Here is an 18,715-nt window from a genome sequence, read left to right as displayed (position 1 = left end):
CTGTATTTAGCAAATACAAGCTAGAGACTGTTAATGACGAGCACGTACGCATTTGAAACGGCGTCCCGTCACGCTACTCATCACGCAACTAACGGTCAACCGCGCACCGCCACCCCCTTCGCTGCTGCGCAGCCCCTCCGCCGCAGGCAACATGTGATCCACCGAAAATAAGGATGATCGACAAACGCATTCATAAAATCGCATCTGTTTTCACTGCTGGTTGGTGCTGCCACCAGAAGAAGCAACGCCTCGACCAGAAATAGATAAATCCGAATCGTTTTCGATTGACGATCTAATCAGGAAGCCGAACATTCAGGCAAAACAAAAGCTGTTTTTTCGCATCGCGTGGCTAGAACACTGAATGGCCGTCGATAACGAATCGCTAGCAATATCACGGGCACTCAAATCGAGCGCAGGATAACTGACGAGTGTCGACGCGCATTGCATCGTATCCTTTCGCTCGGTGAATGAAATCTGACACAAATGTCACGCGCCGCGCATCGAGCGGAAACGGGCTTGGAAATTACAGAAAAGGCTGTAGACTCTATAGCGTGTATTACGCGGCGAGGCCAACACGAGTCCAATCGTTGCGCGCCTACAGCATGTGTGCAAATCACTCCAATCCGCCATGAGATTTTCCGCCATCAAGGTGTCTATTCGCTGATACGACCCAACGCCAATAGAAGCCGAACCGGCGAACCACGCCGACCGGTGAACCTGAAAGGAGATTCGACGAGACACACAGACCATTCTTCCAAATAACGCGATCGACGCCGCCGGATGCGGTCGCCGGCGGGCCGCTGGAGAACATAACTTCTTTGGAGTATGTGATGGCAAGCAAACCACAATGGCGAACGCTGTTATCTCTGACTTTTCTATCGCTGGCAATGATGGGCAACGTGGCGCGTGCGGAGAGCATTCCAATTGTCACAGGCCAGCAATGGATGCAGTCGACCGATGAGCAGAAGAAAGCGTATCTGGTCGGCATCTCGAATTTGATCGACGTCGAGCGCGCCTATGCCGGCAACATGGCGAACAGCAATGACATCGCACAGCGCTTCGGCAAGGGCATGCAAGGCCAGACACTGGACAGCGTGCGTCAAGGCCTCGACGGCTACTACGCCGCCAATCCCACGATGATCCAACACCCGGTGATCGAGACCCTCTGGTTTCAGATGGTCATGCCCGGCCTGAAGAAAAATCAGTAAGGAGAACGATCATGAAACGACTTGGGTGGATCGTCAGTATTGGCGCACTGGCTGCGATGATCGGTTGCACGGACATGAGCCCGCAGACGCAGGGAACGGTGAGCGGCGCGGCACTTGGCGCGGGCGCCGGTGCGGGCATCGCGGCGATCTCCGGCGGCGATGCGTGGACCGGCGCGATCATCGGCGGCGCGGCGGGCGGCGTGGCCGGCAATATCCGCGGCCGTCAGTAATTACCGGCGAGCAGGCAAGGCTGGGGCGCGACCTGGGTCACGTCCCGGTTTCGTTACTGAAGCGCACGGCCCGATTAGGCCTTGATCAGGCATTCCACGGCCGTCGAGTGAAGCGATTTCCGAGGCGTCGCTGAAGGACCGTTCTTCCATGAGGCACCTCTCCCTTCCCCGCGACGCCGTATGCATTCCGTGCCATTTTCCTCACGTCGAATGTCAAGTAGCGAAGCGAATGGGGCGAATTCATTCGCGCTCGCGACATCGCGCATCCCCAGTTCGTCATGAAAATAATCCGTTCATACTCGGGCCGCTGTCGACGTCGCGTTGCCCGCCCGGCCGACAAAGTTTGAACCGATGATTAAAAGCCCTTAGGATATCCACATCGGAAGCCGCCGCGATGGCGGCATGCGCACACCACGCAGAGAGCAGCCTGCGCGCGGTGCAACCTTCATCTCATCAAGAGAACACGAATGCTGCGCACGTCACTGAAGGTAATAAAGACAAGTGCATGGATTCTGGTGCTGCTGGCGGTGCTCGCATTGGGGCTACGCGTGTGGAATTCGCAGCGCGGGCCGGAGCTGTCGGTATGGCACACCTATGTGCCGCGCGAAATGACCGTCGAGGAAATGGACACCGCCGACTGGAACGCATACATCAAAGCGGAAAATCGGATTTTCGACGACGTGCGCGTCAATGTCGTTGAAAAGCTGCGGCCGTCCGAGCGCATTCCGGCGAACCGCTATTACGAGGGTTCGCCGATTTTTCCGTGGCATTTCGCCGAAAACTGGAATCACTCGTACATTCTCGAGCCGTCGGGGCCACCCGTCGGCGCGGTCGTGCTGCTGCACGGCATGACGGACGCGCCGTACAGCATGCGGCATATCGCGCGTCGATATCGTGATCGCGGTTTCGTCGCGATCGGCATCCGCTTACCCGGACATGGCACGGTGCCGGCGGGGCTCGTCGACGTGCACTGGCAGGACTGGACCGCGGCCACTCGGCTCGCGGTGCGTGAAGCGCGCCGTCGCGTGGGGCCGGACAAGCCGATCGAGCTGGTCGGGTTTTCGAACGGCGGCGCGCTCGCACTGCAATATGCGCTCGACGCGATCGAGAATCCCGCGCTCGCGCGTCCGACGCGCGTCGTGCTGATCTCGCCGATGATCGGCGTCACGCGTTACGCACGCTTTGCCGGTCTCGCCGGATTACCCGCGGTGCTGCCGGCCTTCGCGCGCGCCGCGTGGCTCGGCATCGTGCCGGAGTTCAACCCGTTCAAGTACAACTCGTTTCCTGTGAATGGCGCGCGACAGTCCTTTCTCCTCACGAGCGTGATTCAGGAACAGATTGCGCGGCTCGAGCGCGAGAACCGGCTCGATAAGTTGCCGCCTATCCTCACGTTCCAGTCGGTGACGGATTTCACGGTCAGCACGCCAGCGGTGATGTCGGCGCTCTACGACAAGCTGCCTGAGAACGGCAGCGAGGTCGTGCTGTTCGACGTGAACCGCAGCGTGCGCTTCAGGACCTTCCTGCGCTCCGCGTCGTACACGGCGCTCTCGCGCCTACTGCGCATCGGTCCGCAGAACTATCGCACGACGGTGATCGCCAACGTGTCGCCGGATTCAGCGCATACTGTCGAGCGCAGCGTTTATGCGGGCGAAGTGCAAACGCGTGTCAAGCCGCTGGATATCGACTATCCGCAGGATATTTTCTCGTTGTCGCACGTCGCGATTCCATTCCCGATCACCGACGCGCTGTACGGCATCGCGCCGGACGATTCGGAGAACTTCAACGAGAACCTCGGCACGCTCGCGCCGCGCGGCGAACGCGGCACACTGATTCTGACACTCGATTCGATGTTCCGCATCGCGTCGAATCCGTTCTTCCCGTATCTGCTGCAGCGTATCGACGAAGGCATCGGCAAGATGCCGCCGCCAGTCGTCAAGTCACCGCCGCGCACGCATGAAACCGCCGACGGTTCGCCCGACGATTTCCCCGAAAATCTGAATGCGCTCGAGCAGGTCGGCTCGGACGAGCCTTGAAATCTTGATGCTTTGAATCAAGCTGACGGCAATTGCACTGCCACCCTCGTGAGATGTGACCAGACGGACCGCACCTACCGCGGGCCGCCTGCTTTTCGGCTCGAAGATCGACGTTACGGCTGATACGACGAATCGACGATCGTCCACAGCGCCGCTTTCGGCTGCAGGTTCGCATCGAACGGTAGCGGCAGGTTGTTGCGCGGCACCGGCGTCGACGTCAGCCACGTGTGCTTGTCCGAATAGCCCCAGAACGTGACCGCCTTGATGCTCGGCTCCTGCTCGAACAGAGCGAACACGGCGCGATAACGCTCGGCCTGCGCGCGCATGATGTCGTTCGGCACTGGATGCCCGAGGTCCGGCAGACATGCATGCGGATCGCTCCAGCATTCACCGGGATCGGCATAGAGACTCACGTCGAGCTCGGTCACCTGGTTTTCGAGGCCGAGCGCGGCGACGTCGTCGAACGCCTGCTTGATGTTCGGCAGAGGTGGCCAATTTACGCTGATATGCATCTGATGCCCGACACCGTCGATCGGCACGCCCTGCGCGCGCAAATCGCGAATCACCGCGAGCAGCTTTGCGCGCTTGCCCGGATCGTCGGTGTTGTACTCGTTGATATAGAGCTTCACGTTCGGGTCCGCCGCGCGCGCCGCGCGGAAGGCGATCGCGATGTAGTCCTTGCCGAGCGTCCGATACCACGGACTGTCTTCGCGATACACCTGATGCGGATCGTCGCTGATCACTTCGTTGACTACGTCCCACGCGTAGACCTTGCCTCGGAAATGTGTGACGACGTCGGTTACATATCGATCGAGCCGCTTCGCGACGATGTCGTGATAGAGCGGATCTTTCGGATCGCCGGCGAAGAACCAGTCCGGCGCCTCGGTCCAGTCGCCGGCCTTGAAGTGCCACAAGAGCGTGTGCCCGCGCACCGCAATGCCGTGCGCTTGCGCGAACGCGACGATCCTGTCGGCCGGTTCGAAGTTGTACTTGCCTTCCGCGACGCCGATCGTGCCCGGCTTCATCTTGTTCTCGGCGGTCAGGCTCGAGAACTGGGCGGCGACGAGCGCCGCGTCGGCGGGACTGTCGATTGAATCAGGTTCAATCGCCGCGCCGACCTTGAAGTGCGCGGCCATCACACTGCGCAATGACGGCAGCGCCTCAGCGGGCGCCGCGGCGAGCGGCTGGCCGTCATGAGCGACGGCGGCCTGGTTGTGCGCGCAGCCTGCGGTTGCGAGCGCGCAAACGGCGACGGCTGCGCAGAGCATGCGCATTGAAGTCCTCAAAGGACGCACTCCTGGTCTCCTTGTGACGCAATGCCGGTTCGGATGTCTTCTGTAACTATGTTTACCGTTACCGGTAACATGGGATGTTAAGCAGCCTCTGTCAGCCCCGCTATGAGGGATTTACCTGACATATCGACGAGACATGGATGGTGAATCAGCGTCGACTCGACCGGCTTGACACGGCGTCGGTTGAAAGCGCTTTCAGATGGGGATTGCACGGAACCGACGCGCGGCTAACGGCGCGAAACAGGGCGCCAGTCAATGAATCCCAACTGGCGAGACAGGAAAACCGAATCCGTTGAACGCGCGGGTTTGCTTCAATCGTCGTCCGCGCCGCGATTCAGTTTGATTTCAATGCCCGTTCAGCGAGCCAGCGTCGGGCGAGAGCCGGTTGTCCACCGAGGTGACACCCGGTACCGACATCGCACTCTGCTCGGCACGCGCGACATGGTCCCGCTCTGGCACCCATCCGAGCAGCGTGATCTGCCCCGAGTGGGCAAAGACGAACACATGTGACATCCCGACTCCGCTGTGCGCCTCCGCGACCCGCACGCTATGGGCGAGTTGTTGGTCGGTGGCTTGCGAATCCTGGGCATGGGCCGCCGGCGCTATTGCGCTTGAAATCAGCAGCGCGAGTGTAGAAACAAGGGCTGTTTTCACGATACCTCCTTAGAGTGCCACGGTGTGCCGGCAAAATCCGCCGGCAAATCTTCCGGTTCGACTCGATGCGAGGCGTCGGAAGTGCACTGGACAAAATCCTCATTCCACTGCATGCGTCGCGCTTATCGCGGTTGCGCGCCGAGGTTTTGCCAGTCGGGGCGATGGGCGGTCGTGCCGTCGCCCGCAGAAAAGTTGCAAGGGCAGCGTGTTCGAGCGGGACGTCGCATGTGCGGCGTGGCGGGGGAACAGCGAGAGCCGGGGATGGAAGCTGGAGCGCGAGAGCCAGACGGATGAGCTGACAATCCCGCACTCAGCCTGCTACGCGGCTGAGCCCGGCTCGTTGCCCGACATCATATGCATTGATGATAGTCGCTAATGTCCACCACTGCTGGCGGCTCCTGCGCCAGTTCGTCAAGCCCAAACCGGCAATGCAAGCGAGACGGCTCGTTGCATCTTCGCAACATCAAGCGCGAAATTTTGCTTGCGTTCGAGCGTGTTTTCCTTGTTAAGCAAGCGCTGAGCGACGCGCGAGACGGATTCGCCCATCGTTTCGGTGCATGAGTTCAAACGGATTTCCGACGCTTGTGACCATCACGTAATGGTCACAAGGAAGGGCGCTACTGCGGGATCGTCCGGCGCGCAACTGTTATCGATAACAGCGTTTTCCCTGAGCAGTTAGTTTGATGCGCGGCGCAAGGCCATCCCTATAATCGCCTCGAAATGTGAAGCGAATAAGTAGCGAACATTTCGGCAAGAGGGAAAACGTGTGAGAACGCGTGCGTCCTGTGCGGCTTGGAGACGCCAAAATATATATATAAGGATATCTAAATGAAGAAGAAGCTTATTGCTATGTCGGTGATGGCAGCCGCGACGACGGTGGCCCATGCGCAGAGCAGCGTCACGTTGTACGGCCGTATCGACAACGGCATCCAGTTTGAAACCGGCCTCCCGGGCGGCCACGCGTGGTCAGCGCAAAGCGGCGATTGGGGTTGCTCGTGGTTCGGCCTGCAGGGCGCCGAAGATATCGGCGGCGGCACGAAGACGGTCTTCCAGCTCGAAGGACAGCTCAACACGATGACCGGTGCATCCGCCGGCAATCTGTTCGGCCGCCACGCGACGGTAGGCCTGACGAACGACCACTGGGGTTTGCTCAAGATCGGTAACCTCGGCGCCGGCGAACTTTCGCAGGACAGCTGGGGCACCGACCCACAGGTGATGCAGCGCTACGCGATCTCGACACTGGTGCGCGGTCGCAACTGGGCGAGCACCAGCAACGGCGCGGAGTACAACTCGCCGGTGCTGCTCGGCGGCCTCGTGCTGAAGGGCCAGTATTCGCTGACCAACAACACGAGCTGGAACTCGGCGCCTGTCAACTCGGCTGGCGTGCCGACCGGCCAGGGTCGTACGAACGCGGTCGAAGGTGTGTACACGTGGGGCAACGGCGACGTCCGCGTGATCTATGACGAAGTGCGCGGCGCCAACGGCTCGTTCAACAACGTCTACTCTGCTTCGCGGATGGCCCTTGTCGGCGGCACGTACGTGCTAGGTCCGGTCAAGCTGTACGCGGGCTACCAGCACCTGAGCGCGCCTGACGCGACCAACGCGAGCGTGGGCGTAACCGATGCGTCGCAGCCTCTCGGCGTGAGCGCGCCGACCAGTGTGAACCACGAATGGGTCGGCGCTGCATGGCAGGTCACGTCGCCCACGCTGTTGACGGCTGCGGTCTACCACGCGAACGCGAACAACGGCAACGGCAATGCAACGCTGTTCACGCTCGCCGCGACGTACGCGCTGTCGAAGCGCACGTTCCTGTACACGGAAGCCGGCTACGTGCACAACAGCTCGACGTCGAACCTGAACCTCGGCAACGGGCCGTACGGCAACAACAACTTCGATGCGGTGACGGGCACGTCGTCGAACAGCAACCCGAACTATGGTCATAGCCAGACCGGCGTGTTCGCCGGGATCATGACCTCGTTCTGAGTTGAGGTTGCCTGATCAGCAATCGCAGTGATCTCTTTGTTTCAAGGACTGTTTATTTCTCTTTCATAGAGAGGCCGGTGCGACGCCTCCTCCACCCTCGTCGCATCGGCTGCTTTTTCTTTTTTTCGAATTCATCACCGGACGTAGTGCGCCTCTTCATATCTGAGAGCGCTTTCATCACAGGATCCAGGCAGAACTCATGACCCACGACGGCTCCGACGATAAACCCGGCGCGCCCAAGGTATCCAACGTACCCGCTGCGCCCAACGTGACGCTCGAAGCCATCGCGCGCGCGGCCGGTGTTTCTCCGAGCACCGTATCGCGGATCCTGAACGGTTCTGCGCGCGTACTTCCCGCCAAGCAGCAGGCGGTGGAAGCGGCGATCGCGCGTTTCAACTATCGGCCGAACGTGCTCGCGCGCAGTCTCGCGAGCGGGCGGACCGAAACGATCGGCGTATTGACGCAGGCGGTGTCGAGCCCGTTTTACGCCGAGTGGCTGCGCGGCATCGAGGAATCGTTGTACGAGCCGGGCTTTACGCCGATCTTCGTGAGCAGCCGCTGGAACATCGACGACGAAAAGGCGCGCCTCGAGCAGTTCATCGCGCGGCGCGTCGATGGAATCATCTTGCTGCACGCGCAACTCGATGAGTCGACGTTGACCGACTACTCGCGGCACGCACCAATGCTCGTACTCGGCCGCTCGGTACAAAACAGCGCGACGCTCGCTGGCCTGCCGATCGACAACATGCAGGGCGCACGCGACGCGACCCATCATCTGATCGAGCAAGGCCATCGCGAGATCGCCTTCATCGCCGGGCCGGCAAGTCACGAGGATGCGATCGAGCGCCTCGTCGGCTACCAAACCGCGCTCGAGGAAGCGGGCATCGGTTTCGATGCCGAGCTCGTCGAGCAGGGCGATTACCTCGAAACGGGCGGCGTCGCAGCGATGGAGCGCCTGATGGCGCGGCATCGATCGTTCAGCGCGGTGTTCTGCGCAAACGATCAAACCGCGTACGGCGCGCGCCTCGCGATGTTCCGCCGCGGCGTGCGGGTGCCGGACGACGTGTCGCTGGTCGGCTTCGACGATTTGCCGACATCGTCGTACATGACGCCGCCTTTGACGACGGTCCGCCAGCCGACTTACGAAATCGGCCGCCTCGCCGCACAGGGCATCGTGCAGATGATCCGCAAGCAGTCGATCGCGCTAAGCCCGATTCCGCTCACGCTCGTGACGCGTGAAACCACGCGGCGAATCACGCCGCCGGTAAAACGGGGGGATACGCCTACGTAGCGGCTGTTTTTTCGCCTCAACGTGAAAGCGCTTTCAGGTATCGGCAGTCAAGCAGAAATTCAGCAGCGCATTCAGCGCCAGGCAAAGCAGCACCGAGCAAAGCAGCAACAAAGACAACAGGGGAAGTAGGTCGCAGCAACCGGGTATTCATCGAATGCAATTCAAACAGGGTTCTTCAGGAGACGAGTAATGAAATTCCGCTTTTCAGGCTCTGCCGCCGCCGTTCTGCTCAGCCTGGCCGCAGTCGGCGCGCACGCCAACACCACGTTGACGGTCGCGGTCTTTCCGAAGCTGGATCAGGAAATCAAGGACGCGCTTCCGGCGTGGAAGAAGCTGCATCCGGACGTCGACATCAAGGTCTCGTCGCTCGCGATCGCCGATCACCACAACGCAATGACCACCGCACTCGCGACGAGCTCCAATCTGCCCGACGTGATGGCGGTCGAGGTCGGCTTTATCGGCCGCTTCGCCTCGGGCGGCGGTCTCGAAGATCTGTCGAAGGCGCCGTATAACGCGGGCCAGTACAAAAGCCAGTTCATCAACTACACGTTCGCGCAGGCGACCACGCAGGACGGCACGATCGTCGGCATGCCGGCCGATATCGGTCCGGGCACGCTGTTCTATCGCAAGGACCTTCTCGACAAGGCGGGCGTGACCGAAGCCGACCTGACGAAGTCGTGGGACTCGTACCTGGCGGCCGGCGTGAAGATCAAGAAGGCGACGGGTGCGTACCTGATGGCATCGTCGCGCGATATCGAGGACATCTACATTCGCGCCGACCTGAAGGAAGGCGATGGCGTGTACTTCGACAAGGCCGGCAATCCGGTCGTCACGTCGCCGCGTTTCGTGAAGGCGTTCGAGCTCGCGAAGAAAGCACGCGACCTCGGTCTCGACGCGAAGATCACGCCCTGGTCGAACGAATGGGCCGAAAGCTTCAAGCGCGGGACCGTCTCGACGCAGATGATGGGCGCGTGGCTCGGTGGCCACCTGTCGTCGTGGATCGCCCCGGACACGAAGGGTCTGTGGCGCGCGGCCAATCTGCCGAACAACGCGTACGCATCGTTCGGCGGCACGTTTTACTCGATTCCGGCGAAGGCGACGCAAAAGCCGATGTCGTGGGAATTCATCAAGTTCCTGACGACGCGCCAGGACACGCAGCTCGCATCGTTCCGTTCGATCGACGCATTCCCCGCGCTGCTCGCCGCGCAGAACGATACGTTCTTCGCGGAGCCGGTCGCATTCCTCGGCAACGAGAAAGCGCGTCTGATCTGGCGTGACGCAGCCTCCCACATCCCGGCGATCCAGCGTAGCAAGTACGACCAGGTCGCCGAGGAAGCGGTGCACTCGGCGCTCGACAAGGTCGTCGACGACGGCGCAGACGTGCATACGGCGCTCCAGGAAGCGCAGGACCAGATCGCGCATCGGGTGCGCCGTTAAGCGGTATCGATGCAAGGTCGCGGCACGCTGCGTGCCGCGACCGAAGTGTGTCGCAGTGCGCTGCAAGTCTGCTGCAAACAGCGTGGCCGGTCATCGATCCCGGCTACGCCCGACTGGACGGAACTATTGATGAACACCCCGCTGCCCACGACCCCAGAGGTCGCCCGCGATGCGCGCGCGAGCGACGTGCTGAGCTCGCCCGCGCCGTTCGCCGCGCCGCGCAGAACTTCGCGGCTCGATCCGGTGAAAGTCGCACCCTACCTGTTTCTCGGGCCATTTTTCCTGCTGTTCGCGCTATTCATGGCGTTCCCGCTGCTGTTTTCGCTGTATCTGTCGTTCCAGAGCTGGGACGCGACGGCGGGGGCTCGCGAGCATGAAGTGGGTGGGTCTGTCGAACTTCACGTTCACGCTGACCGACCCGTGGTACTGGAAGTCGCTGTACAACACCGCGTCGATGGCGATCATGTCCGGCGTGCCGCAGCATCTGGTGGCGCTGCCGCTCGCCTTCTTTCTGCAAACCGCGTTTCGCCGCTGGCGCAACCTGGTGGTCGGCCTGTACTTCCTGCCGTTCATCACGTCGAGCGTCGCGATCGCGCTGATCTTCTCGTCGCTGTATTCGACCGACTTCGGCATGATCAACCTCGCGATCGCCGAGCTCGGCAAGCTGCCCGGCCTGCACTGGATCGTCCCTGCGCATCCGATCGAGTGGCTCTATAACCCGAAGAACGTCAAGCCGGCGGTGTCGGTGGTGATCTTCTGGCGCTATGTCGGCTGGAACACGGTGCTGTATCTGTCGGCGCTGCAAACCATTCCGAAGGACCTTTACGAGGCCGCGCGCATCGACGGCGCGAACGGCTGGCAACAGTTCACCCGCATCACGATTCCGCTGATCAAGCCGATGATTTTCTTCGCGGTCACGCTGTCGATCATCGGTGGGCTGCAACTGTTCGAAGAGCCGTTCATCCTGCTGCCGAACGAAGGCATGGGTACCAGCCAGTCCGGTCTGACCACGGCCGTCTATATGTATCGCACCGCATTCCACGACGGCGATTTCGGCACTGCGAGTTCGATCGCATGGCTGCTGTTCATTTCGATCGGCGCGTTGATGTGGTTGAACACGCGGATCTTTCACCGCAGCGGCATGAACGAGGAGACACAGCGATGAAATCGTCGAGCAACAAGGGCCGTTATATCGGCTACGCGATCGTGGTGGCCGGCGCGCTGCTGATGTTCTCGCCGTTCTACTTCATGTTCGTGTTCGCGACGCACACGAGTTCCGAGATTTTCTCGATGCCGCCCCCGCTGTGGTTCGGCAGCGCGTTTCTCGACAACATGGCCTCGCTGATGCGGCACATTCCGTTCTGGCGCAATCTCGGCTGGAGCTTCTATACGGCCACGATGCAAACCGTGCTGACGCTGCTCGTCACGTCGATGGCCGGCTACGCGTTCGCGATGTACGAATTCCGCTTCAAGAAGACGCTGTTCACGATCGCGCTGACCGCGATGCTGATGCCGCCGTTCCTCGGCATGATTCCGACCTTCATGACGATGAACCTGCTCGGCTGGATCGATCAGCCGCGCGCGCTGTACGTACCTGGCGCGGCCGCCGCGCTCGGCGTGTTCCTGATGCGCCAGTACGTCGCGGCGGCGATTCCGTCCGAACTGATCGAGGCGGCGCGCATCGACGGCTGCGGTGAATTCCGCATCTACTGGAGCATCGTGATGCCGCTGCTGGGACCGGCGCTGGGTACGCTTGGACTGATCAGCTTCATTCAGGCGTGGAACAACTTTCTGTCGGCGCTCGTCGTGCTGCGTTCGCCGTCGATGTACACGCTGCCGCTCGCTCTGCGCATTCTGCAAAGTCCGACCAATTCGGATTGGGGCGCGGTGATGGCGGGCTCCGCGGTCGCGGTGCTGCCGTTGCTGGTGCTGTTCGCATTCACCTCGCGGCGTCTGATCGACGGTCTGACGACCGGCGCGGTCAAGGCTTGAGATTCTCTCTTTCATTTTTCACGCCCTAGCAGGCGTGACGATTCAGGACAACATCATCTATGTCGACGTATCGATTCAACGGAGACTTCGTCTGGGGCGTCGCCACCAGTTCCTACCAGATCGAAGGCGCAGCGCATGAGGACGGCCGCGGCCCGTCGATCTGGGACGCGTTCTGCAACGTGCCGGGCAACGTCCTGAACGGCGAGAACGGCGATGTCGCATGCGATCACTATCACCTGGTCGAGGAAGACCTCGACCTGATGGCCGAACTCGGGGTCAAGGCTTATCGCTTTTCGATCGCCTGGCCGCGCGTGCAGCCGACTGGCCGCGGCGCATTCAACGACAAGGGCCTCGCGTTTTACGAGCGCCTCGTCGACGGTTTGCTCGAGCGCGACATCCAGCCGTTCGCGACGCTGTATCACTGGGACCTGCCGTTGTCGCTGCAGCATACGCAAAACGGCTGGGAAAGCCGCGACACCGCTTATCGCTTCGCGGACTACGCGCGCAAGATCGGCAGCGTGCTCGGCGATCGCGTTGCATCGATCGCGACGCACAACGAACCGTGGTGCACCGCGTGGCTTGGCAACGCAACCGGCTATTTCGCGCCGGGCAACGCCGATCTGAAGAAGGCCGCGCATGTCGCGCACCATCTGCTGCTGTCGCACGGTCTCGCGTTGCAGGCACTGCGCGCCGATGGCGTGAAGGCGCCGCTCGGCATCGTGCTGAACCAGTCGCCGGCGCATGGCGCGACGGATGCGCCCGAAGATCAGGCCGCCGCGTCGCTCGAATACGCGAAGTTCGTGCGCTGGTACATGGACCCGTTGTTCAAGGGCGAGTATCCGGCCGAGGCGCTGGAATGGTATGGCGCGAACGGTCCGCAAGACGTGATCCGGAGCGGCGATTTCGACGTGATCGGCACGCCGATGGACTTCCTCGGCGTCAACTACTACACGCGGATCTTCGCGAGCGCATCGGGCGAGAAGCGTCCGCCGGGCGCGCTCGGCTTCACCGACATGGATTGGGAAGTCTATCCGCAAGGTCTCACCGAATTGCTGACGCGCATCAACGCCGACTACGAGTTGCCGCCGATCTACATCACCGAGAACGGCTGCGCGGCGAAAGACGTGCTCGATAACGGCCGCGTGCACGACGCCGAGCGCGTGCGCTTCTACGACCTGCATCTCGCCGCCTTGTCGGACGCGGTGAAACAGGGCGTCGACGTGGCGGGCTATTTCGCCTGGAGCCTGATGGACAACTTCGAATGGGCGTCGGGCTACGACAAGCGCTTCGGCATGGTCTACGTCGACTACGCGAGCCAGGAGCGCACGCTGAAGGACAGCGCGTTGTGGTATCGCGACGTGATCGCGCAACACGCCGGCGTCGCGGCCGTGCGCTGAGGCGCACGCCCGGCGACGGGCGCATCGAACCTCGCGTGGCGCGACAGTAGTGCGGCAGTGGGATAGCGTCACGCGGGGTCTGCAAGTACAAGGGTCGAGGAGGAGGCATCAAATGGGCGAACTCGTATTGCGCAACGTCACGAAGACGTATGGCGAAGGACCGCAGGTGATCCAGGGCATCGACCTGCGCATCCCGGACGGCCAGTTCACGGTGTTCGTGGGACCGTCGGGCTGCGGCAAGTCGACGATGCTGCGCATGATCGCGGGGCTCGAGTCGGTGACGGGCGGCGACATTCTGATCGACGGCGTACGCGTCAACGATCTGCAGCCCACGGACCGCGGCATCTCGATGGTGTTCCAGAGCTACGCGCTCTACCCGCACATGACGGTCGCGGAAAACATGGGCTTTTCGCTGAAGCTGTCGGGCAAGTCGAAAAAGGAAGTGCGCGAGGCGGTGGGCCGTGCCGCCGAGATCCTGCAGATCACACATCTGCTGGAGCGCAAACCGAAGGCGCTGTCGGGCGGCCAGCGCCAGCGCGTCGCGATCGGGCGGGCGATCGTGCGCAAGCCGCGCGTGTTCCTGTTCGACGAACCGCTGTCGAATCTCGATGCGGCGCTGCGCGTGCAGATGCGTATCGAGCTCGCGAAGCTGCATCGCGAACTCGGCACGACGATGATCTACGTTACGCACGATCAGGTCGAGGCGATGACGCTGGGCCAGCAGATCGTCGTGTTCAACAAAGGCCGCATCGAGCAGACCGGCGCGCCGCTCGACCTGTATGAGCGGCCGTCGAACCGCTTCGTCGGCGGCTTCATCGGCTCGCCGCAGATGAACATGCTGGCCGCGACGCTGGTGTCGCGAAGCGATGCGCAAACCGTCGTGGCGCTCGCCGGCGCGAGCCAGCGCATCGTGCTGCCCGGCCGGCTGGCGCAGCCTGTCAGTGGCGAGTTGACGCTCGGGGTGCGCGCCGAGCATCTGGGCATCGGCTCGCTCGACGAAGGTCTCGCCGCGCGTGTCGAACTGGTCGAGCATCTCGGCGACGTCTCGATCCTGCATGCTCGACTCGATGGCATGGCGCACGCGATTGCGCTGAAGCTCGACAAGAAGGACGCGCAGCACGCGGTCGGCGCGCGTGTCGGGATCAAGGTGGCGTCGTCGTCGGTCACGCTGTTCGATGCGAACGGCGCCGCGGTGAGCCTCGCGCGACCCGAAGTCGGCGAGGACGTCGGCGCGGTGGTTTGACAGGCCGATGTCGGCGAGTGAGCAACGGTAAAGCCGCGCGAATCGTTGCATGCGTGGATCGTGCATTTCGATGCGGAGCCTTCATCAGGACCCCCTGCATCGAACGACGAAGACTGACGCAAGCAGCGATGATGTTAGCCAGTTCGCATTAAATATTGCGCGGTACTTTCGACGCCTTGCATCGAGCTTTCTTCTTGCCGGGCTTGATTTAGCGGGTCCAGTCGAGGGGTCGGATAGTGGTTCGGAGCTTAGGTAAACTCCGCATGGCGGCCGCGAACATGCGCCATTAACATCCGCTAACGTTAAGGGTAACGTTCTGGCAAGTTTGCATCTATTCGAAGATCTATAACACGGGGCAAAACATTGCAAGCCAAGACGCGCCGCGCCGCTATCCGGCGCGACCCGGTATGGCAAGAGCGGTCTGTGTAAAACCAATTGATTAGGTGAAAGTGCAGCGGTTGCGCGCAGGAATTGGCGCGACCGTTGCAGGCTGTGTCGCGGTTACGGTAGTTGTCGCCGCGAGTTGGATTGGAGCTTGAGGGAGCTCCTGGCGGTAGGCTAGGAAGCAACGACTGAGAGCAAGGTTGATAAAGAATGTCGGGCACGCATCGCGGGTGTTCGCCTGCGGGCGCACCGGCCCGATACAAAAAATACCGTTGGATTTTTGCTGGGTGGAGAGCGTCATGGAAAAGCGAGTATCTAAAGCCATTTTCAAGTCCCGGGCCTGCGAGCTGTTCCGTCAGGTCGAGGCATTGGGCGAAACCGTGGTCGTCACCGACCGCGGGCAACCCACCATCGAAATCCGGCCGTATCGCAGCAAGCAGGAAAATCCGCTGGAGCTGCTGCGCGCGTCGATTACGCATTTCAACCTGAAGCACGCGTTGCAGCCTGTCACTGCCGAGCAGGACGAGTAATGATCACGCTCGACACGCTTGCGCTCGTGTGCTGGCTCGGCAGGCAGAAAGCGCTGAGCCAGGCCGCGCACGATGCGATCGATCGGGAGCTCGCCGGCGGCGAGATCCTGATTTCGGCAATCAGTGCGTTCGAAATCGCGGAGTTCGTGAAGGTCGGCAGTCTCGGACTGTCGATGGACGCGCGCAGCTGGATGTCGACGTTTCTGTCGCTCGACGGCGTGCGGATGATTCCGGTCGACACCGAGATCGCGTTTCGCGCGGCCACGCTGCCGCCCACGCTCGCCTTGCATCAACGCCTGATCGTCGCGACCGCGCGCACGCATGGCGGCGCGCTCGTGACTTCGGATGCGAAGGTGCGCGCGTCGACTTACGTCGAAACGATCTGGTGACGGCCGCGGCGCTGCCTGGTGCGGACGGGGCCGGTGGAATCGCGCACCACCAGTTCCGCCGGCAGCGTGATGCGTTGCGAAGCGGCGTCGATCCCGGCGATCTGCGCGAGCAGCGTGTTGACCGCCGAGCGCGCCATTTGCTGGAACGGTTGGCGGATCGTGGTGAGCGCCGGGTGAAACTGCTCGGACATCGGGATGTCGTCGAAGCCGATCACCGAGATGTCGTCCGGCACGCGCAGTCCCGCTTCGCGGATCGCGGCGATCACGCCGAACGCGCTCTGGTCGTTGGCCGTGAAGATCGCGGTGGGCGGCTCGGCGAGGTTCAGCAGGTCGAACGTGACGTCGAACGCCATCATTTGCGACAGGTCGCCCGCGGCGACCAGCGAGTCTTCGCGTGGCAGGCCGAGGCGAGCCAGCGTGTCGTGATAGCCGCGTTGCCGGTCGCGCACGCCTTCGATCGTTTCGTCGCCGGCCAGAAACGCGATGCGCTTGTGACCGAGCTCGGCGAGGTGCTCGACCGCGAGACAGGCGCCGCCGTAGTTGTCGACCGACACCGACGGGAAGCCCGTCAGCGTGCCGCGCTGATCGACGACGACGACCGGTACCTTCGCGGTGGCGAGCGCCTCGAGGCACAGCGACTCGCGCGGAAGAATGGCGAGGATACCGTCGGAGAATTGCTGGATGAGCCCGAGCAGGTCGTGATGCGTATGACGATCTTCGTCGAACACCGTGTAGACCAGCATCTCGCAGCCCGCGCCACGCGCCGCGCGGCCCGCGCCGAGAATCAGTTCGCTGGAGAATTGCGTGTCGAGTGTCGGCGTGATGATGCCGATGATGCCGTTGCGGCCGCCCGACAGTTTCTGCGCGGTGCGGTTGACGACGTAACCGATGTCCGACGCGATTCTCAGGACTTCGTCGCGGGTTTCGCGCGACACGCCGGGACGGCCGTTGAGAGCGCGCGACGCGGTCATCTGGGACACCCCGGCAAGCTTGGCAACGTGCTCAAGCGTTGGGGTCTGTCTTGCCATGCGGGTCGAAGGTGTGCGAGAGGTCATTGGATGGGTCGACTCGCTAATCGCGTTAGCGATAACGTTTATGTAGTCGTTATTCTAGCAGAACCCTTTATATTTCAGCTTTCCTACAATCGGTCCATCTTATCCGGCAGTTGCGTTGCAGCCCGCCGGGACCAGGTAAAATCCCGCATAGCCTTACTTCACGCACCGACCTAACATTCACTAACGTTAAGGCTAACGTTAATGTTTTGGTGATTTCTTATAAATCCAGAAGAGGGGACACACCCATGGCGTACCCGGCTTTGTTTAAAGCGCGGTCCATCATCGGCGCGACGGCGCTGCTGTTTTCGTTGTCTGCAGTTGTTTCGAACGCCGTAGCGGCGGACTCCAAAACGATCACGGTATGGGACCAGCAGACCAATGCGTCGTCGAGCAAGATCATTCGCGACGCGTCGGATCGATTCGAAAAGGCGGTTCCGGGCTACAAGGTCGAGAATTCGCACGTCCTGAACGAGGCGTACAAGACTAAGCTGAAGGTCGCTTTCGGCGCGAACCAGCCGCCGTGCGTGTTCGAGAACTGGGGCGGCGGCGGGCTGCACGAGTACGTGAAATCCGGCCAGATCGCCGACCTCACGCCGTACCTGGAGAAGGATCCGGCGTACCGCAGCCGCTTCATGCAAGCGTCGTGGAATGTCACGACGTTCGACGGCAAGACCTACGGTGTTGCCGCCGAAAACGCGGCGGCCGCGGTGATCTTCTACAACAAGGAAGTCTTCAAGAAGTACGGCATCACGCCGCCGAAGACGTGGGATGAACTGATGCACGTCGTTGAAGTGCTGAAGTCGCACAACGTTGCAGCGTTCTCGCTCGCGAACAAGAACAAGTGGACCGGTTCGATGTACTACATGTACCTCGTCGACCGTATCGGCGGTCCGCAAGTCGTGAAGGACGCGATCGAAGGCAAGGGCAAGGGCTTCGAAGATCCGGCGTTCGTCGAAGCCGGCAAGCGCATTCAGGAACTCGTGAAGGCTGGCGCGTTCGCACCGGGCATCAACGGTCTCGATTACGACTCGGGCGCCTCGCGCCGCCTGTTGTACACGGGCAAGGCTGCCATGGAGCTGATGGGCGCCTGGGAAGCTTCGACGATCGCGAACGAAAATCCGACGTTCTCGAAGGATCTCGACTTCTTCGCGTTCCCGAGCGTGCCGGGTGGCAAGGGTGATCCGCGCGACCTGATCGGCACGGTCGGCGACGGCTTCCTCAGCATCTCGACCGAGTGCAAGACGCCGGACGCAGCGTTCAAGCTGATCCAGGCACTGACCGACGAGCAGGCGATGCAGGCTCGCGCGTCCGATGACCACAAGCTCCCGCCGGTCAATCACGTCAAGATCGACGATCCGTTCACGCAGCGTCTGCAGCAAATGCTTGCCGCCGCTCCGAGCGTGCAGCTCTGGTACGACCAGGCACTGCCGCCGGCCCTCGGTGAACTGCACAAGGACACGACGCAGGCACTGTTCGGTCTGTCGCTGACGCCTGAGGCTGCTGCGCAGCAAATGGAAGCCGCTTCGAAGAAGGGCGGCTGATCTCCAGTCTTAAAGAAAAGTCCGACCGGCACCGCGAGGTGCCGGTCGGCATACAA

At 61.7% G+C, this 18,715-nt stretch carries 17 protein-coding genes; 13 read left to right on the top strand and 4 right to left on the bottom strand.

From position 1 onward, the window contains the following. Positions 1-830: 830 nt before the first annotated feature. From OKW26_RS19515 to OKW26_RS19505, 3 genes are all read left to right on the top strand, one after another. Positions 831-1,208, top strand: coding sequence for a hypothetical protein (locus tag OKW26_RS19515; RefSeq protein WP_090810644.1), 378 nt, complete (start codon positions 831-833; stop codon positions 1,206-1,208). A gap of 11 nt (positions 1,209-1,219) precedes the next feature. Continuing rightward, on the top strand, positions 1,220-1,438 hold the full coding sequence (locus OKW26_RS19510) for a YMGG-like glycine zipper-containing protein (RefSeq protein WP_018422694.1): 219 nt from the start codon (positions 1,220-1,222) through the stop codon (positions 1,436-1,438). A gap of 467 nt (positions 1,439-1,905) precedes the next feature. Then, entirely contained in the window at positions 1,906-3,471 is a 1,566-nt protein-coding gene (locus OKW26_RS19505) for an alpha/beta hydrolase (protein WP_429354824.1), read from the top strand. Between the two features lie 113 nt (positions 3,472-3,584). Here OKW26_RS19505 and OKW26_RS19500 read toward each other — a convergent pair whose 3' ends face one another. From OKW26_RS19500 to OKW26_RS19490, 3 genes are all read right to left on the bottom strand, one after another. Beyond that, the gene (locus OKW26_RS19500; protein ID WP_429354823.1) at positions 3,585-4,745 is read right to left on the bottom strand and encodes an endo-1,4-beta-xylanase; all 1,161 of its coding nucleotides are present in this window, start codon (positions 4,743-4,745) and stop codon (positions 3,585-3,587) included. Between the two features lie 363 nt (positions 4,746-5,108). Beyond that, the gene (locus OKW26_RS19495) at positions 5,109-5,417 is read right to left on the bottom strand and encodes a BON domain-containing protein (RefSeq protein WP_187616500.1); all 309 of its coding nucleotides are present in this window, start codon (positions 5,415-5,417) and stop codon (positions 5,109-5,111) included. Between the two features lie 411 nt (positions 5,418-5,828). Further along, positions 5,829-5,984, bottom strand: a complete 156-nt coding sequence (locus OKW26_RS19490; protein WP_429354822.1) for a hypothetical protein — start codon at positions 5,982-5,984, stop codon at positions 5,829-5,831. A gap of 261 nt (positions 5,985-6,245) precedes the next feature. Here OKW26_RS19490 and OKW26_RS19485 point away from each other — a divergent pair, with 261 nt between their 5' ends. From OKW26_RS19485 to OKW26_RS19445, 9 genes are all read left to right on the top strand, one after another. After that, positions 6,246-7,400 carry a porin gene (locus tag OKW26_RS19485; RefSeq protein WP_429354821.1) on the top strand — a complete coding sequence of 385 codons (1,155 nt, stop codon included), beginning with the start codon at positions 6,246-6,248 and terminating at the stop codon, positions 7,398-7,400. Positions 7,401-7,599: 199 nt separating this feature from the next. After that, a complete protein-coding gene (locus OKW26_RS19480; RefSeq protein ID WP_429354820.1) occupies positions 7,600-8,691 on the top strand; it encodes a LacI family DNA-binding transcriptional regulator in 1,092 nt (363 codons plus the stop codon). A gap of 189 nt (positions 8,692-8,880) precedes the next feature. Beyond that, entirely contained in the window at positions 8,881-10,128 is a 1,248-nt protein-coding gene (locus OKW26_RS19475) for an ABC transporter substrate-binding protein (RefSeq protein ID WP_184068263.1), read from the top strand. Positions 10,129-10,501: 373 nt separating this feature from the next. Further along, positions 10,502-11,293 carry a carbohydrate ABC transporter permease gene (locus OKW26_RS19470; RefSeq protein WP_429354819.1) on the top strand — a complete coding sequence of 264 codons (792 nt, stop codon included), beginning with the start codon at positions 10,502-10,504 and terminating at the stop codon, positions 11,291-11,293. Further along, complete coding sequence (locus OKW26_RS19465) at positions 11,290-12,120, top strand: carbohydrate ABC transporter permease (protein WP_429354818.1); 831 nt, start codon at positions 11,290-11,292, stop codon at positions 12,118-12,120. The genes OKW26_RS19470 and OKW26_RS19465 overlap by 4 nt, the downstream gene beginning before the upstream one ends. 59 nt (positions 12,121-12,179) lie before the next feature. Then, positions 12,180-13,517, top strand: coding sequence for a GH1 family beta-glucosidase (locus OKW26_RS19460; protein ID WP_429354817.1), 1,338 nt, complete (start codon positions 12,180-12,182; stop codon positions 13,515-13,517). Between the two features lie 112 nt (positions 13,518-13,629). Next, entirely contained in the window at positions 13,630-14,760 is a 1,131-nt protein-coding gene (locus tag OKW26_RS19455) for an ABC transporter ATP-binding protein (RefSeq protein ID WP_429354816.1), read from the top strand. 584 nt (positions 14,761-15,344) lie between these two features. After that, positions 15,345-15,674: a type II toxin-antitoxin system Phd/YefM family antitoxin gene (locus tag OKW26_RS19450; protein ID WP_409259442.1), complete on the top strand. Its 330-nt coding sequence runs from the start codon at positions 15,345-15,347 to the stop codon at positions 15,672-15,674. After that, a complete protein-coding gene (locus OKW26_RS19445) occupies positions 15,674-16,063 on the top strand; it encodes a type II toxin-antitoxin system VapC family toxin (RefSeq protein WP_090810623.1) in 390 nt (129 codons plus the stop codon). Before OKW26_RS19450 ends, OKW26_RS19445 begins: the two co-directional genes overlap by 1 nt. Here the strand turns inward: OKW26_RS19445 and OKW26_RS19440 are convergent. After that, complete coding sequence (locus OKW26_RS19440; RefSeq protein ID WP_429332582.1) at positions 16,042-17,091, bottom strand: LacI family DNA-binding transcriptional regulator; 1,050 nt, start codon at positions 17,089-17,091, stop codon at positions 16,042-16,044. The genes OKW26_RS19445 and OKW26_RS19440 overlap by 22 nt on opposite strands. 272 nt (positions 17,092-17,363) lie before the next feature. Between OKW26_RS19440 and OKW26_RS19435 the strand changes: the two genes are divergently transcribed. Next, a complete protein-coding gene (locus tag OKW26_RS19435; RefSeq protein WP_187613288.1) occupies positions 17,364-18,659 on the top strand; it encodes an extracellular solute-binding protein in 1,296 nt (431 codons plus the stop codon). The last annotated feature ends 56 nt before the right edge of the window (positions 18,660-18,715 follow it).

This window comes from Paraburkholderia sp. 32 (assembly GCF_050435345.1).
Lineage (GTDB): Bacteria > Pseudomonadota > Gammaproteobacteria > Burkholderiales > Burkholderiaceae > Paraburkholderia > Paraburkholderia tuberum.
The sequence above is the reverse complement of the archived record's forward strand: the minus strand, read 5'-3'. Positions and strand labels throughout refer to the sequence as shown.